We start from the raw sequence: 14,214 nt of genomic DNA, 5'->3' as shown, positions 1-14,214 counted from the left end.
CTAGACCACCTTGATGAAGTAGTTCATGGCGAGATGCGGGTCGGTGTGCGTGCCGGAGACGGAGCCGGACAGGGGGTGCGTGTGGGAGCCGTTGCCGCCGGCGGCCTTGGTGTTGTAGGTCTTGCTGCCAGACTCGTACAAATCGTAGTCCTTGGCATTCGCGCTGTACTCGACCCGAAGCGGGGAACATGTGATGCCGTGGGCGTGACTGGGCATCTGTGCCGTGCTCAGGGTCGTGGCTCCGGTGCTGCCGGAAAGCTGCACGGCAATCTCCTCGCTGCCGCCGGCGCTGCCTTCGGGCTCGGCCTCGCTGGCGCCCCGGACATAGCGTCCGCGCAGGTCAGGCACCACATCCCCCTTGCCGTCGCTCCCGCCGTCGCAGAGTATCCACTCTTCCCTGGCCCCGGGTTCTCCCGGCATGATGGCCCGGCGGCCATCGCTGCCACCAAGAGTAGCTTTCCAGATGGGGACGGGCACGAAGGGCGGGAACATGTCCCAGCAGTCGGGCCTGGGCACCCAGCTCGCGTCCAGGGTGCCGTCCTCTCCGGCCTGGGGCACGGCGTGGGCCGTGGCCGTCACGCTGGCCAGCACGCTGCCGCGCTGCGTATCGTTAGCCGTGCGGACACGCAGGCTGCCGTCTGCTTGGAGTTCAAGGCCGTCCGCATCGCCGGTCTGGGGCATGACGCTGCCCAGGCTGGTGGGGGTGGCGATGGCCGCCGCCCCGGAATCGCCCTTGGGGATGCCGAGATGCAGGATGCCGGTCTCCGGGTCATAGTCCCCGCTGGCGGGCAGACCGGGATCGAGCGTGGCCACCTCCACCTGCAATCCCAGGATGGACGCGGCGCTCTGGGCGGCCCTGTCCTCGCTCTCTGCCGCGGCCTCCGCGCTCTGGCTGGCTGCCGTGGCGCTTTGGGAGGCGGCAGCGGCACGGGCGGCGGCCTCCGCCCGGCTTTGGTCGGCCTCCTCCGCCGCAGTCGCGGCGGCCTGTTGGCTGGCGGCGGCCTGCGAAGCGCAGGCGGCCGCGGCGGAGCCGCTTTCCCGGGCAGCAGCGGCACTGGCCCGGGCGGACTTTTCCGCCTGCAGGAGCTGTTCGGCCATCATGACCGGGTCTTCGTCGCTGGTGGGAGGCAGGATGACCGCCCGCTGGAGCTGCTCCAGCAGCTGCTGTCGTTCGGCCGTGGCCCTGTCCAGGCCCGTCTCGATGACTTCGGCATCGAAGCGGGTCCCGGACACCAGGTCGATCTGCTGTTCGAACGGCATGTCGCGGGTGATGGCCAGCTTCCAGCCCGCGGGCAGGGGCGCGCCGTCGTGGAGATAGGTCACGCTGCCGCCGTTGTCGTCCAGACGGGCGCTCCAGCCGACGGCGGGACGGCTGCTGCCGTCGGGACCGGTGAGGGTGACGGCCAGCTGTTCCGTCCCCCAGACCTTGAAGGAAAAAGGAAAGTCCGTGGCCGTGGCGTTGCCTTCGAACAGGGCACGGCCGGGACTGTAGGGCATGGTCATGCGAACTCCCGGAAAAAGGGCGGACATGGAAGACCGCCGCAAGGTGGAGGATGCGGACAGGCAAAGGGCTGCTAACGGGCCTGCAACCAGCTGTCGGGCAGGGGCAGGGGACGGCGTTCACTGGCATCGGACTGCCGGGCCTGGGGCAGGCTGGCGCTGTAGAGCTGCTCCAGTTCCGCGATCTTCTGGCTGTTGCTCTTGAGCAGCGGTGCCGCCAGCAGGCAGGCCAGCTTTCGGGCCAGCATGTGGGCGAAAAGGTCGTCGAACTGGTGGCAATGGCGTACGTCTTCCGTATAGAGCAGCAGGGCCCGGCTGGCGCTGGTGAGCAGGATGGTGGCATCACCGGCGGGGTCCCGTGCCAGACAGAAGGGGCGCGGCAGCAGGCCTTCGTGCCTGACTTCGTGCGCCTTGAGGCAGGCCCCGGGCAGGGCGTAGGCAAAGCGGTATTCCTGCTCGAAACCCGCGGGCAGGGCCACACGGGCCAGCCAGGCCCGGCGCTGGGCAAAGGCCCAGGGGTAGTCCCGCAGGGCCTGTCGCCGGGCGCTGTCCCAGTACAGGCGGCATTGCAGGGCCTCGGGCGTGTTCTCGTCCTCGGCGGCGATGCTGCGGGCGCCCAGAAAGCCCAGGGCCCGGTTCCAGATGGCTATCTGGGTCAGGGTGTCCATATGTTCTCCTTGTGATGGCCTCAGGCATGGGGGCACGGCTGTGCCCCCATGATGCCGGGCCCGCGGGACAGGGCGTCCGTCCCGCGGCCCCGGAAGGAAACGATCTTTGTCCGACGGCTGCGGGGAGGGTGCCGTATCCTGTGCGGATGCCCGGGCATCACGGCGGCCCGGCGCCATCCCGCCCAGGGGGCTTAGCGAACGCGCAGTTCCTTCTCGTAGGGGAAGTCCTCCTCGCGCAGCAGGGCCGCGAAGATGTGCCCGTCATGGCTGCCGCTGCCGGCCGGGGCCAGCTTGAGACGCAGCCAGTTCTTGCGCACGGCCTGGGGCACGAAGCGCCAGCCCAGGCGGGCGCCTTCCCCCAGTTCCGCTCCCTGGACGGTGATGGCGGCTCCGGGCACGTCCTGCCATTCGCCGTCGGCGCTGTCGGCCTCCTGCAGGGTCAGGGCCAGCGAGGTGGTCTGTTCTTTGGCGAAGCCCCTGGTCACGGAAATGCGCAGCGGCATGGGTTCCATGCGGCCGGGCAGACGCAGGGCCGTAAGGGGCACGGCCTTGCCGGTGCTTTCGGCGGTGAGGGGGCCTTCGAAAAGGATGCAATGACTGTCGATGATGGCCATGAAGACTCCTTGTTTCCTGAAAAGTGCATGGGGGACCGTATGACGGTCGTGCGGACAGGGCGGAGGCGGCGCCGGAAGGCGTTCCCCCGGGCACGAGGGAGTACGGGGGAAGGCCCTGCGTGCCCGGGCGGCGCCATCCCCCGGGGGATCGTGCCGGGAGCAGGGATCCCGGCGGCAGCGGGCGCCGCAGGGCAGCCCTTCCCCCGGTCGTGCGCTCCTAGATGGACGCCTCGTCCGAGGCGATGGCATCGCACTGGCGCACGGGGCGGCCGTGCAGCACGGGCACGGCCCTGGCATCGAAGAATTCGCCGTAGTGCAGCTGCACCTGCCCGGCGTCGGAGTTCTGGAGTTCCAGCGCGGTGAGCACGTCGGCGTTGGCGTACCAGACGGCTTTCCGGCGCAGATGCTGGGGCATGCGGTTCTTGGCTTCGATGGTCAGCTTCTGCAGGTCAACGAAACCTTCCTCGCCCTTGCGCTTGCCCAGCGCGGCCACGGGCACGTTGGCGATGCGCACCACCCCGCGCCAGTCGCGCACGGCCAGACCGCAGCGCCAGTTGTATTTGTCGCCCGTGACCTGATATTTGCGGCCGTTCCCGTCCTGTGCCATGTAGATCTTGAGGTCCTCGTGGGAAAGGCCGCCGCGGCTGCCCTTGGGATAGATGCCGTGCACGGACTGCGGCCCCCAGGAGACCAGCCAGAGCGAGGTGCAGCCGCCGTCGCGGCCACCGGCATCCAGCACGTTCTCGGCATCGCTGGCCGGGTAACGCATGGCCAGGCCGTTGAATTCGTCGGGGTTGCGGTTGCTGTCGCCGTAGAACAGGGTGCGGGCCACCTTCTGGCGCATGGCCTCGGCAAAGGCGATGCCCTCGCTCATGCGGAAGGAACGGTCGCGGTCGCCGTACAGGCGGATCTCTTCCACATCCAGTTCCATGATGGCCTCAAGGATGCCGCAGCCTTCCTTGACCTGGCTCCACTGGGACTTGGCGGGCGGCGTGCCCTGATAGAGGCGGCGCCAGTACACGGCGGGCAGGCCGGTGCGGATGCGCGTCAGATGGCCGTCGGACTGGTTGGCTTCCATCCAGGGCACGTCATCCATGATGTCGTTGGTCTTGTTCATCAGCTCGATGATCTGGCCGGCCTTGTCGCCGCGATAGAACTGCTCCATTTCGGCCAGCGTGGCCACAAAACCCAGAGTGGCGGACATGAGGTCTCCTTGGCAAAGGTGGTCGGGGAAGGGCCGTCACCGGCCCGGTATGAAAAGGCGTAACAGGGAACTATGCGTTGCGTCGGCCCGGAGCGCGGGGCAGCCGCCGGGACCGGCGGGAGAGGGAAAACACGGCAGGGGCCGCACGGACTGGAGTCAGGGACGTCGCCAGCCCGGGCGTACTTTCTGGCAGGGGCGGCCCTCCCCCAAAAAACATGCTGCGGCCGGCGTTGACACGTCCCAGGGCAATGGCCCGGAGTGCCCCGGTCAGGAGGGGCAGCGCCGCGCCCGGCGCCGTCAGGGACGCTGCGAGCTCCAGCCCGCGTACATGCGCTCTTCCAGGGGCGGCAGGCTGCCGCCGCCTTCGCTGCCGGGCAGGCTGTCCTCCAGCAGGCTGTCGGCCAGTCGGCTGAAAAAGCGCAGCACGGCCGGATGGTTGCCGTAGCCGCTTTCTTCCAGCAGGCGGCCGATGCTCTTGTCCGTGTCGAAGCGGTCCAGGGCCAGCTGGGCCCGGGCCACGGTGGCTGCCAGATGCTCGCCGCCCAGCTGCGGATCGTCGGCCACTTCCTGCCGCCATTGCTCCACCTGCTGCTGCCAGCGGGCACGGCGCAGGGCATCGGTCTGGCGCAGATGGGCCTCCAGCCGGGCGGTCTCACCGGCGGCGGGCTGCTTTTCCTGCCCCTCGGCAGCTGCCTGGCCGGGGGCTGCGGGCTGGCCTTCCTCCGGGCCGCTGCCCAGCAGGGGCGCCGCAGGGGGCGTCCCTCCCTGGTCAGGGGGCAGACCGTAGAGGCCGCTTTCCGGCCGGGGGGCCATGCCGCCTTCGTCAAAGATCGCTTCCGTTTCGGGCATCGTCTTCCTCCTGTGTCAGAAAAAGTCGGGGCAGGTGGGAGGGATCGGCCTCCCGCAAAAGGCGCAGCACGGCCACGCCCACATGGCGGCGTCCCTCCTCCCAGTAGATCTGGCCGGCCGGGGTCCCCGGGCCCGGACAGGCGGCGCTGAAGCAGCGCCCGGCCTGCAGCAGCCAGCGCAGCAGGTCGCGTCCTTCCGCCGAGGTCATGAGGTCGTCCACGGCCCGGCACAATCCGGTCCGCCAGCGCTGCTGGGCCGGAGAAGCGGGGGCAGCGTCCCCGGCCGGAAAAAGCCGGTCATCGTGCGTCATGCCTGTCCTCCCGGGGGCGGCGTCATGCCGTTCGGCTGTTGCGGCCGCAGGGCGGGGGAAGCCCCGGCGGCCAGGTTGGCCAGTACCTGCAGGACGGAGCTCTTTTCCCCTTCCACGGTCAGGCCGCTGTCGGCCAGGGTGTGGCCCAGGTCGGCGGCCTTCTGCAGCAGTTCCAGCTGCTGTTCCGCCTGCCGCGCCTCCTCGCGTCCGGCCCGCATCCGGGCCCGTTCCTCGCGGGGGCGGGTCAGGTTCGCGGGCAGGCCGAGGCTTTGGGCATAATTGTCCAGCAGGTTGTCCACATCCACGCTGTCCAGGGCTTCGGGCCAGGCCGAGGCCGCCTTGAGGGTCAGGGCCAGATACTGGTCCGTGGCGCTGATGCCCACCAGTTTCTGGGCCTGCGCCAGCAGGGAGACGAATTCCACCTTGAGGTGGCGTCCGCTCAGCTCCGGCGGGCAGGGCGGCAGCATGTCCAGGGCCAGCATGAGCCGGAAGGTACGGTCGATGAGCGGTATCAGCAGCTCGTCGTGCAGGCGTTCCAGCACGGGGCCGATGAGCAGCAGCTTCTCTTCCTCGCGGGCGGCGATCTCGCTGGCCGTGACCTTGCTGCGTCCTTCCAGGATCAGGCGGAACAGATCATTGTAGAGCCCGGCCCGTATCTGCTGCTGCACGGCTTCCATGGCGGAACGGGCCTGGGCCAGATCGGGCTTGACCTGCAGCAGGGGCGTGGCCACGGGCTGGCTCTGCCCGGGCAGGCTGTCCACGAAGTTGATGCCGCCGGGCGTCAGGTCGAGCCCCACGGAGCGCAGGCCCGCATGGACGCTCATGGGCGGGTCCACGGCCTTGTGGATGGCCTTGAGCGTGGTGATGCCCATCTGTTGCAGCATGCGGCAGTCGGGCAGGGCATCCATGGCGGGCGAGCGGCCGTAGACATCGTTGGCCGCCACGTCCCAGCGCGGACCGAAACCGGGAAAGCCCAGGAAGCCGGATTCCTTCAGGGGCACGACCTGTCCTTCCCGGCCTTCCAGCCAGTAGACCGATGCCCAGGGCATGTGGCATGGCCCCGCCAGCCGGGGGAGGCGTTCCGTGCGCGGCAGTACGGCATGGATGACCGCATGACGCTGGTCCGGCGTGCGCCGGGCCGCCAGCCGCAGGTTTTCCGGCAGGGCCTCCGGGCCGAAGCTCTGCACCATCTGGCGCAGGCTCATGTGCATGCGGTGGAAGACCGTATCCACCCGCCGGGCCGCGTCCGTATCCAGCACGTACTGTCCGGCGCAGAGCGGCACGAAGCGGAAGCCGTGGCGCAGGTCGGCCAGCTCGAAGACGAAGGCCGTGCCGAAGGTCCCCAGTTCCGCATAGATGGTGTGCATGGCGTTGTAGAAGTTGCAGCGCTGCAGCACAACACGCATGCGGGCCTCCACCTCATCCAGATAGCGCTGGCCCGCGTGGCTGCGCGAAAGGTCGGGGTCGTCCAGGGCCAGCCGGAACCAGGGCCGGGCAGGGCTGGTCATGCCGCCCTGCAGGCCGGCGGCCAGGGTCCGCATGGCCAGGATGCCCGTGGCATCCACCAGCGAGCGGTTGAGCAGGGGGCGGTCGTCCAGGCTGTCGCCGGTACGGAAACGGGTGGGCAGAAAGTGCCCGGCCAGACTCTCCCAGGCCGTGTCCCAGGGCGAACGCCGTTCCAGCAGGGCCCGGTAACGCCGGGCCAGGGCCGGGACGCGCAGGGCAAGGCGATCTTCGGCTTCCGGCCGTTCCGCCGCGGGAGCCGGGGGGCCCTGACGCGCTGCCCCCAGCAGGGCCCGCATCACGGGGCGCTGTGCCGGACGCATCCTACTGCCCCAGCAGGGTCTTGCCGCGGTTCTCCTGCGAGGTCAGCGGCGTGGTGTGGATGGAGGCCCGGATGCCCGCGGCCTTGCTGGCCTTGTCCTTCTGGTTCTGGCGGGCGGCCGTGGCCGCTTCGGTGACGGGTTTGGGCGTGGCCGCCTTGGGGGCGGGCTGGACTTCCGGTACGCTGGGGCTGGAGGATCCTCCGAATCCCATATGTCCTCCTTGGGGATGAAGGTTGGTTACTGAGGGGCCCTGGGGCCGGACGGTGATACGGCAACGGCATGCTCCAGGGTCTCCGGCGTGCAGAGCAGCTGGATGCCGTCCACATGGACGCCGCGCCGGGCCAGCCAGCAGGCGGCGGGCAGGCGCCCCGTGATGACGAAACCGCAGGCCGTGGCCAGATGCCAGGCATGGCGGTTGCTGACCGGGCACAGGCCCCAGAGGGCGCTGGTCCCCGTCTGCCGGAAGACCCGGCGGAAGGCGGCGCGGGCCAGCGGCACGGCCAGCGGAAAGGCCGGGCGGAAGACCGTGAAGTCGAATTCCCGGACCTGTCCCCGCCAGGGGCTGAACAGCCCGCAGGCCAGGACCGTGCCGTCAGGGGCCGTGGCCTGCAGGAGCAGACGGCCGGGGGCACTGACCAGACGCAGCCAGTCCTCTTCCCGGGGATCGGCCCAGGCATACATGGCGCAGCCCGTGAGCCCTTCCCGGCACATGCGGGCGAAAAGGGCTTTCCGGCCCGCATCGTCCCGGACGGCGTCCAGACGGAAAGCGTCCTGCACGCCGGCCTGGCCGCAGTGCCGTGTTTTCGTGTGTTCCATACGGGCTCCTGCTGTTTGCGGTGTCACGGAAGGGGATGGACGCGGGCCACCACCGGCGGCCGCGACGCCGTCCCGGAACGAAAGCGGAGCGGCAGTATCGCGGGGCTCCCCCCTGTCCCGGCGGGTCTCCCGGTATGGCCGTTGCCGCGGGCGATCCCGGCGACAGCTCCCCCCGGCCATGCCGTTGCCGCGGGGAGGGGACAGGGCCCCGTTCATCGTCCCAGCCCCAGCACGTCATAGCTGATGCGGGCCCGGGCCGGGGGCAGGGGGGGCTCCAGAGGACGGAAGCCCGTGACCGCGTAGCGCAGCGCATCGGCGGCGTGGCTGGAGCCGTCATGCAGCGGGCCGGAGGAGAACTGTTCCTGCCGGGGCCGCCATTGCCGCCGGTAGGAGCGCAGGGCCGCCAGCCCGGCGGCACAGTGGCGGCTGTCGAACCAGAGCCGGGGCAGGGCGCGGCGCACGGCATCGATGCCGTCGGCCAGCGGCAGGGACGGGGCGATGCCGAAGCGGATACCCAGGCGGGCGGCGCTCTCCAGACGACTCTGGCCCGTGCCCAGCTCCCGCACCCGGATGTCGTGCGGGGCCAGATGGCGGCCGTAACAGAAGCCGCGTCCCGCGATGCCGTCGGCTGCGGCCGTCCCTTCCGGCCGGGCCTTGGCGGCCAGCACGGCCGCATAATGGGCCAGGCCCTCGCCGCTGGCCTCGTAATAGTCCAGCATGCGCCAGGCGCCGGAGGGCTCCACCTGGAAGAACCAGATGGCCGTGGCGTCGTCCATGCCCAGGTCCCAGGCCGTATGCACGGGCAGGTCGGGGCTCACCGGCAGGGGACAGATGCGTCCCGCCAGATCGGCGGCATCCAGCAGGGCGGCATAATAGGCCCCGCGCACAGCGGCGGCGAAGGAACATTCGAATTCCTGCCGGTACTCGGCCTCGCTCATGCCGCGGCGGGCGGCGTCCAGCTCGGCCTGCGGCAGGTAGCCCGTCTGCGAGGCCGGGAAGCGGAAGCGTGACCAGCCCTCCGCCGCCCCCAGACTGCCCGCCAGCTGCCAGACATCATACAGCAGGTTGTCACAGCCCTTGGGCGTGCCGCAGAACAGGGCCCGTCCCTGCCGGTCCGCCAGCGCGGGGCGCAGGATCTGGCTCCAGACTTCGCGGGGCATGTCGGCGGGCTCGTCCAGCACCAGATCATCCAGATACAGGCCGCGCAGGGCCTGGGCGTTGTCCGTGCCGTACAGGCGGATGCGCGCGCCGTTGGGCAGGTCGCAGCGCAGTTCGCCTTCATGGAAGCGGGTGCCGGGGATGACGCCCGCGAAATGCCGCAGATAGTCCCAGGCCACGGCCTTGGCCTGTCCCAGATAGGGGGCGGCGTAGGCGGCGCGCCAGTCCGTCCGGGAGGTGCGCAGGGCCGCCCGCAGCAGGTCGTTGACGGCAGCCACGGTCTTGCCGAAACGGCGATGGCAGAGCAGCACGCAGAAGCGGGTGCGCTGCTGGTGGAAGCGCCACTGCAGGGGGCGCGGCGCATAGGGGATGATGCAGGGCGTTTCCATGAGGGGCTCGGCGGGGTTCAGGTTCATGAAGGGCCGTCTTCCGGCTCCTGCCCGGCCCAGATGATGCGCAGGGGCGCGGGCGGCTTCCGGTCGCCGTCCTGTGGCGCGCCCTCCTGCTCCAGCGTGCGGGCAAGGGCGTGCAGTTCCTTGATCTCTTTGACGATGTCGATGCTTTTTTCCGAAACGTCGGCCGTGTCGAGGTGTTCGGTCAGGCGTTGCAGGCGCTCGTGCAGGGCTTTTTCCAGGGCTTTTTTCCGGCGGCGTACCGGCATCACTACACCTCCCGGGGAGGACGGCAGCGCAGCAGGGCGGCGCCGGGCAGCTGCTGCCAGCGGTCCTCCTGCCGTTCCAGGTGCCGTTCCAGACGTTGCAGCAGACGTTCCAGGCCGTAGAAGCGCGCTTCCTGGGCCTGCAACTGGCTGTGCAGGCGGCCTGCCTCCTCCCGCAGGGCGCGCACCTCGTCCGCCAGGGGCGTCAGGAGCTCCCGTTCCTGTGCCAGAGCCTGTTCCAGCAGATCGAGACGGCGCAGCCACAGGGCTTCCCGCTGCTGTTCGTCCTGGCGGCAGCGCAGATGTTCGGCCCGGGGGACGAAGCTGCGGCGCAGGCTCCACAGGGCCCAGAGCAGCAGGCCCTGAACCAGGGCCAGCAGCAGGGGCAGGAGCGCGGCGGGCAGATGGGTGGTCATGGGCGTCTCCGTGGTTCAGAAGGGCAGGCCCAGCATACCGGCCAGCAGACTCAGGATCTGGTCCAGGGCCGGGGGCGGCAGGTCATCCAGCAGGTCGGGGGCCAGCAGGGGCAGGAGCAGCAGGCGCACGGGCACTTCCCAGCAGAAGAGCAGGGCCAGCACCCAGCCCAGGAAGGAGCGCCACAGGCGCAGCACGCTGGAAGGGGCCTGTTCCGTTTCCCGTTCGTTGAGGCGTATCTGGGCGGCCAGCAGGTCCCGCCGTTCCCGGCTGCTGCCTGCCAGGTCGCGCAGCAGCCGGCCGCCCAGGTCGCGCAGCAGGTCCCACATCACTGCGCCTCCCGTTCCAGATCGGCCAGATGCTGGTGCAGGGCCTTCACCCTGTTGCGCCAGCCCGTCAGGAAGACCTTCATGGACGGACGGGACGCGGCCAGACGCCGGTAGAAGGCGTCCCGCAGGCGCAGGCTGCTCCGGGCCGCGTACCAGTCCAGATGCACGTCGGCCAGCGCGTTGGCCAGTTCGCGGGTGTCCGGGCCCATGATGCCGTCCTCGGTGATGGGGGAATAGTGGTCGAGCTGGGTCTCGCCCGTGGCGTTCATGGCTTCCTGCAACTGCTTCACGGCCCGGCTGGCGCCCATGTTGACTGCACCGTCATAGAGCGTGACGGCCAGCGGCAGGGGCAGGCGGTCGCAGCCCAGGGCCTCCCAGAAATGCCTGCGGAACAGGCGGGCCGCCTGCTCCCTGGTGCAGGCGCGGATGTCGTCGGCGTCGATGTCGCCGTCATGGTCCAGATCCAGGCTGAAATAGTCGCAGTCCGGGCCCGTGCGCCGGGGGCAGGTGGCGCATTGCCGGGCGTCGCGCAGGCAGCGCTCCCTGGCCTGCCGGGCCAGATCCGTGACCCAGCGCAGGGAGATGCCGTGATTGGTGATGCCGCCGGGATCGGCTTCATGGTCGGAAAGGCCGCCTTCCCAGCGGGCCGTGAACGTATGGGCCAGAGTGAAGTTGTCGCGCATATGCCCTCCTGCGTGGTGGTGGCGTGATGGCGGGGCGGTGCCGCCCCCGTGAGGCCACCATGCCGGAAAAGGGCGTGGGCGTAAGTTTGAAGGATTTCAGCAGGCGAGGGAAAGGCTCCCGGAAAGGAAGAGCATGAGAAAGGGGCGGCGGTGGGCCGCCTGGGGAGCGGAGGACGCGGAAGGCGGGGACGCGCAGGAAGGAATACGGTGCCGGATCGCGGGGATGTCCCGTCTTCCCGGGGGGCTGTCCGCCGCACGGGGCAGGCCGCGGACAAAAAAACGGGAAAGGCCGCAGCCTTTCCCGTCCGGCCTGAAAGGGAGATCGGGGATCAGCTCCGGAGGGGGGCGCCGGGTCCCTCGGGGACTTCGGCCGGCAGTTCCGCCTCCTGCTTGAGCAGCTGCCAGACGCGCCGGTCCGTGATGCCGTAACGGCGGGCCAGGAAGCGCACCTCGGCATTGCTGGAGGTCCCGGCGGCCGTATGGCGACTGAAGGCGCCGAGCAGCTCCCGCTGGCGTACCTGGCGGGCGAGACGGGCGCAGCGGGGGATGTACAGACAGGTGCCGCCATAGGCAGCCAGCAGGCGGCGCAGGGCGGGCCCGGGCAGCAGGGCGCGCAGCGGATGCCCTTCCGCCGGGAAGCGGCGGGGGATGCGCAGGGGTCAGGCCGCCGCAGCGGCGCAGGAGCGCATGCAGGGCGGCATCGTCTTCCAGCACCAGGCGCAGCAGGCGCACGCTTTCGGGCAGGAGGGGCAGCAGGCTGTCCCAGTCCGGGGCGGCAGGCAGCGTGTCGTGTCGCCGGCAGGGCAGGGCCGGCCCGCCGCTACTGGACCACATGGCGGGCCTCCGGGGCCAGGGGCCCGAGGGGGTGCAGGGGGGCGCGCATCCCCGGGGACCGTCCCGTGTCGTCCGGCGGCCGTCCGGTGGTGCGGGGCACAGGGGCCGTCATGGCTTCCGGGGCGGGAGGCACGGCAGCGCCGGACCGCCGGGGGCCGGTCTGCATGTCTTCCAGCATGCGGGCGATGCGGCGCAATTGCTCCGCGGCCCAGAGCAGGGAACCCTCGGCGGGCTCCTCCTCGCTGCCGGTGTGCTGCGTCAGGAGACGCTGGAACTGTTCCAGGGATCGTGTGTTCATGTCGGCTACTCCCTTTCTGAGGATGGGCACGGGGTCCCGCGCCGGATGGCTGCGGAAAAGTTGTGCTGTCAAAAAGTTTTCTTTTGCCCTGAAAAGGCAGGCCCTGCCCGCTGTATCCATTGCCATTAGTTACAGGTTGTTCTATGTTTGACAGCAGCCATAGCCGTACTATTTACATGTTTTCTTTTTTCAATCAAAGGAAAAATTTTTAACTTTTCTTTTAAAAACATTTAATATATTGTTTTTAATGAATAAAATTTTTTGGAGCGCGCATGGAAGCCAAAAATAGATTTTCCTTTATTTCAACACAGGGCTTTGCCGACCGCCTGCGCCGTCGCCGCCTTGCCCTCGGCCTGCGCAAGCAGGACCTAGCCGCGCAGGTGGGGGTCAGCCTGACCACCATCCAGCAGTATGAGAACGGCCAGCTGCCCAAGGGGGAGTTCGCCGTCCGGCTGGGGGCCGCCCTGCGCTGCTCGCTGGACTGGCTGCTGGCCGGACAGGGGAATGTGGAAGGGGCCCTGCAGGAGCAGTGGGCCGGTCTGGTCATGGTGCCCATGGTGGAGGCGCGCCTTTCCGCCGGGACGGGGAGTTTCGAGACCAGCGCCGACGTGGTGCGGCACTATGCCTTCCGCGAGGATTTTTTGCGCCGCAAGGGCAGTCCGTCGCACATGGCCCTGCTGCGGGTCTCCGGCGACAGCATGGAGCCGCGCATCTGCCACAACGACGTGGTCCTTGTGGACCAGAGCCAGAAAGACCCGGTGCCCGGCCGCATCTATGCCGTGAGTGTGGAGGACCTGGTCTACCTCAAGGTGGTCAATGCCATGCCGGGGCGCCTGATCCTCAGCAGCTACAATCCCGCCTATCCGCCCATCGAGGCCTGCACCACCGACCAGCTGGCCGACCTGGTGCGCATCGTGGGGCGGGCGGTCTGGGTGGGGCGTGAGCTGGATTGACGGCGCGGCCCGCGGGCAGGGGGCGATGTCGTCAAAACATAGTAAAAAACTTTATTTTTTTATTATGTAAAATCACTAGGATAACAAAAAATATCCGTGATGCAGGCGTTTTTTCGGCCTTCGCTGACACTTTGCTGACAGCCGCAGGCGCAGTGTGGAGATGCGGACAGGGGCCTGTCCGCCGGAGCCGGTGACGCAAGGCCGCGCCCCGACCCCCGATAGTTACGGCTGGCGGCCATGCCGCCAAAGGAGATACCCATGCGTCTGCTGCTTTCTTGTGTGATGGTTCTGGCTCTTGCTTTCCCTGTCATGGCTGCCCAGGGCGGTTTCCAGGGACCGGGACAGGCTTCCGGCGGTTTCCAGGGACCCACGTCCGGCGTCCAGGCCGATACCGTGGCCAAGGCCCTCAAAGCCTGGGACGATGCGCCGGTGATGCTGACGGGCCACATCGTGGAACGTGTGGCCGGCAGTGATGACAAGTACAATTTCCGTGACGCCACGGGCACCATCGTGGTAGAGATCGACCATGAGGTGTTCGCCGGACGCACGGTGACGCCCTCCGACCGGGTGCGCCTTTCCGGCAAGCTGGACAAGGAGATGATGGATCCCACCAAGGTCGACGTGAAGGTCCTGGAAATCCTCAAGTAGTCTAGTCTGACAGGCGGGCCGTGCGCCACCGGCGGACGGCCCGCCAGCGGAGTCGTGATGCGAATTGTTTCTGTGCTGCTTCTGCTGGCCGCCGGCCTGCTGCTGCTCCCGCCGGGTACCGGTGCGGCGGGCTTCGTGGGCCCCGGCGTCTCGCCGACGCTGACCCGCGCGGCCGACGTGCTCAATGCCTGGGACGACGCCCCGTGCGTCCTGGAAGGCCACATCCTGGAAAAGATCCCCCGCAAGGACCGTTATCTTTTTGAGGACGGGAGCGGCCGCGTGGTGGTGGAGATAGAACACGAGACCTTCGGGCACCTGACGGTCACCCCGCAGGACAAGGTGCGCCTGGTGGGGCATGTGGACTGGAGCTCCAAGCATCCCAATGAGGTGGAGGTGGACGCGCTGGCCATCATCCCGTGATGTTCCGGCCCTGCGGGGCCTTTTTGACGGCG

At 69.0% G+C, this 14,214-nt stretch carries 19 protein-coding genes; 3 read left to right on the top strand and 16 right to left on the bottom strand.

Annotated features, from left to right (window positions below; all coding sequences use genetic code 11):
* From DESPIGER_RS06520 to DESPIGER_RS06445, 16 genes are all read right to left on the bottom strand, one after another.
* Positions 1-1,503, bottom strand: a complete 1,503-nt coding sequence (locus DESPIGER_RS06520; protein WP_072334603.1) for a hypothetical protein — start codon at positions 1,501-1,503, stop codon at positions 1-3.
* 71 nt (positions 1,504-1,574) lie between these two features.
* Positions 1,575-2,168 carry a hypothetical protein gene (locus DESPIGER_RS06515; RefSeq protein WP_072334600.1) on the bottom strand — a complete coding sequence of 198 codons (594 nt, stop codon included), beginning with the start codon at positions 2,166-2,168 and terminating at the stop codon, positions 1,575-1,577.
* Positions 2,169-2,359: 191 nt separating this feature from the next.
* The gene (locus tag DESPIGER_RS06510; RefSeq protein WP_072334598.1) at positions 2,360-2,782 is read right to left on the bottom strand and encodes a hypothetical protein; all 423 of its coding nucleotides are present in this window, start codon (positions 2,780-2,782) and stop codon (positions 2,360-2,362) included.
* Positions 2,783-2,999: 217 nt separating this feature from the next.
* Positions 3,000-3,986 carry a major capsid protein gene (locus tag DESPIGER_RS06505; protein ID WP_072334595.1) on the bottom strand — a complete coding sequence of 329 codons (987 nt, stop codon included), beginning with the start codon at positions 3,984-3,986 and terminating at the stop codon, positions 3,000-3,002.
* 297 nt (positions 3,987-4,283) lie between these two features.
* Entirely contained in the window at positions 4,284-4,835 is a 552-nt protein-coding gene (locus DESPIGER_RS06500) for a hypothetical protein (RefSeq protein ID WP_072334592.1), read from the bottom strand.
* Positions 4,810-5,145, bottom strand: a complete 336-nt coding sequence (locus tag DESPIGER_RS06495) for a hypothetical protein (RefSeq protein ID WP_072334589.1) — start codon at positions 5,143-5,145, stop codon at positions 4,810-4,812. The genes DESPIGER_RS06500 and DESPIGER_RS06495 overlap by 26 nt, the downstream gene beginning before the upstream one ends.
* Entirely contained in the window at positions 5,142-6,971 is a 1,830-nt protein-coding gene (locus DESPIGER_RS06490) for a portal protein (RefSeq protein ID WP_231927654.1), read from the bottom strand. The genes DESPIGER_RS06495 and DESPIGER_RS06490 overlap by 4 nt, the downstream gene beginning before the upstream one ends.
* A gap of 1 nt (position 6,972) precedes the next feature.
* Complete coding sequence (locus tag DESPIGER_RS06485) at positions 6,973-7,182, bottom strand: hypothetical protein (RefSeq protein ID WP_072334586.1); 210 nt, start codon at positions 7,180-7,182, stop codon at positions 6,973-6,975.
* Positions 7,183-7,208: 26 nt separating this feature from the next.
* On the bottom strand, positions 7,209-7,787 hold the full coding sequence (locus tag DESPIGER_RS06480; RefSeq protein WP_072334583.1) for a hypothetical protein: 579 nt from the start codon (positions 7,785-7,787) through the stop codon (positions 7,209-7,211).
* 212 nt (positions 7,788-7,999) lie between these two features.
* Entirely contained in the window at positions 8,000-9,361 is a 1,362-nt protein-coding gene (locus tag DESPIGER_RS06475; RefSeq protein WP_072334580.1) for a terminase large subunit domain-containing protein, read from the bottom strand.
* On the bottom strand, positions 9,358-9,609 hold the full coding sequence (locus DESPIGER_RS06470) for a hypothetical protein (protein WP_156831642.1): 252 nt from the start codon (positions 9,607-9,609) through the stop codon (positions 9,358-9,360). The genes DESPIGER_RS06475 and DESPIGER_RS06470 overlap by 4 nt, the downstream gene beginning before the upstream one ends.
* Positions 9,609-10,019 carry a hypothetical protein gene (locus DESPIGER_RS06465; RefSeq protein WP_072334574.1) on the bottom strand — a complete coding sequence of 137 codons (411 nt, stop codon included), beginning with the start codon at positions 10,017-10,019 and terminating at the stop codon, positions 9,609-9,611. Before DESPIGER_RS06465 ends, DESPIGER_RS06470 begins: the two co-directional genes overlap by 1 nt.
* A 15-nt stretch (positions 10,020-10,034) precedes the next feature.
* The gene (locus DESPIGER_RS06460) at positions 10,035-10,346 is read right to left on the bottom strand and encodes a hypothetical protein (protein WP_072334571.1); all 312 of its coding nucleotides are present in this window, start codon (positions 10,344-10,346) and stop codon (positions 10,035-10,037) included.
* Positions 10,346-11,029: a glycoside hydrolase family 108 protein gene (locus DESPIGER_RS06455; RefSeq protein ID WP_072334568.1), complete on the bottom strand. Its 684-nt coding sequence runs from the start codon at positions 11,027-11,029 to the stop codon at positions 10,346-10,348. Before DESPIGER_RS06455 ends, DESPIGER_RS06460 begins: the two co-directional genes overlap by 1 nt.
* 329 nt (positions 11,030-11,358) lie before the next feature.
* Positions 11,359-11,607: a Mor transcription activator family protein gene (locus tag DESPIGER_RS13470; RefSeq protein WP_419865652.1), complete on the bottom strand. Its 249-nt coding sequence runs from the start codon at positions 11,605-11,607 to the stop codon at positions 11,359-11,361.
* Between the two features lie 242 nt (positions 11,608-11,849).
* The gene (locus DESPIGER_RS06445; RefSeq protein WP_072334565.1) at positions 11,850-12,161 is read right to left on the bottom strand and encodes a hypothetical protein; all 312 of its coding nucleotides are present in this window, start codon (positions 12,159-12,161) and stop codon (positions 11,850-11,852) included.
* 272 nt (positions 12,162-12,433) lie between these two features.
* Here DESPIGER_RS06445 and DESPIGER_RS06440 point away from each other — a divergent pair, with 272 nt between their 5' ends.
* From DESPIGER_RS06440 to DESPIGER_RS06430, 3 genes are all read left to right on the top strand, one after another.
* Positions 12,434-13,114 carry a S24 family peptidase gene (locus DESPIGER_RS06440; RefSeq protein WP_072334562.1) on the top strand — a complete coding sequence of 227 codons (681 nt, stop codon included), beginning with the start codon at positions 12,434-12,436 and terminating at the stop codon, positions 13,112-13,114.
* A 258-nt stretch (positions 13,115-13,372) separates the two neighbouring features.
* Positions 13,373-13,762: a YgiW/YdeI family stress tolerance OB fold protein gene (locus DESPIGER_RS06435; protein ID WP_072334559.1), complete on the top strand. Its 390-nt coding sequence runs from the start codon at positions 13,373-13,375 to the stop codon at positions 13,760-13,762.
* Positions 13,763-13,819: 57 nt separating this feature from the next.
* Positions 13,820-14,182, top strand: coding sequence for a NirD/YgiW/YdeI family stress tolerance protein (locus DESPIGER_RS06430; RefSeq protein ID WP_072334556.1), 363 nt, complete (start codon positions 13,820-13,822; stop codon positions 14,180-14,182).
* Positions 14,183-14,214: the final 32 nt, after the last annotated feature.

The organism is Desulfovibrio piger, assembly GCF_900116045.1.
Lineage (GTDB): Bacteria > Desulfobacterota > Desulfovibrionia > Desulfovibrionales > Desulfovibrionaceae > Desulfovibrio > Desulfovibrio piger_A.
This window is presented reverse-complemented; position numbering and strand designations above follow the sequence as displayed.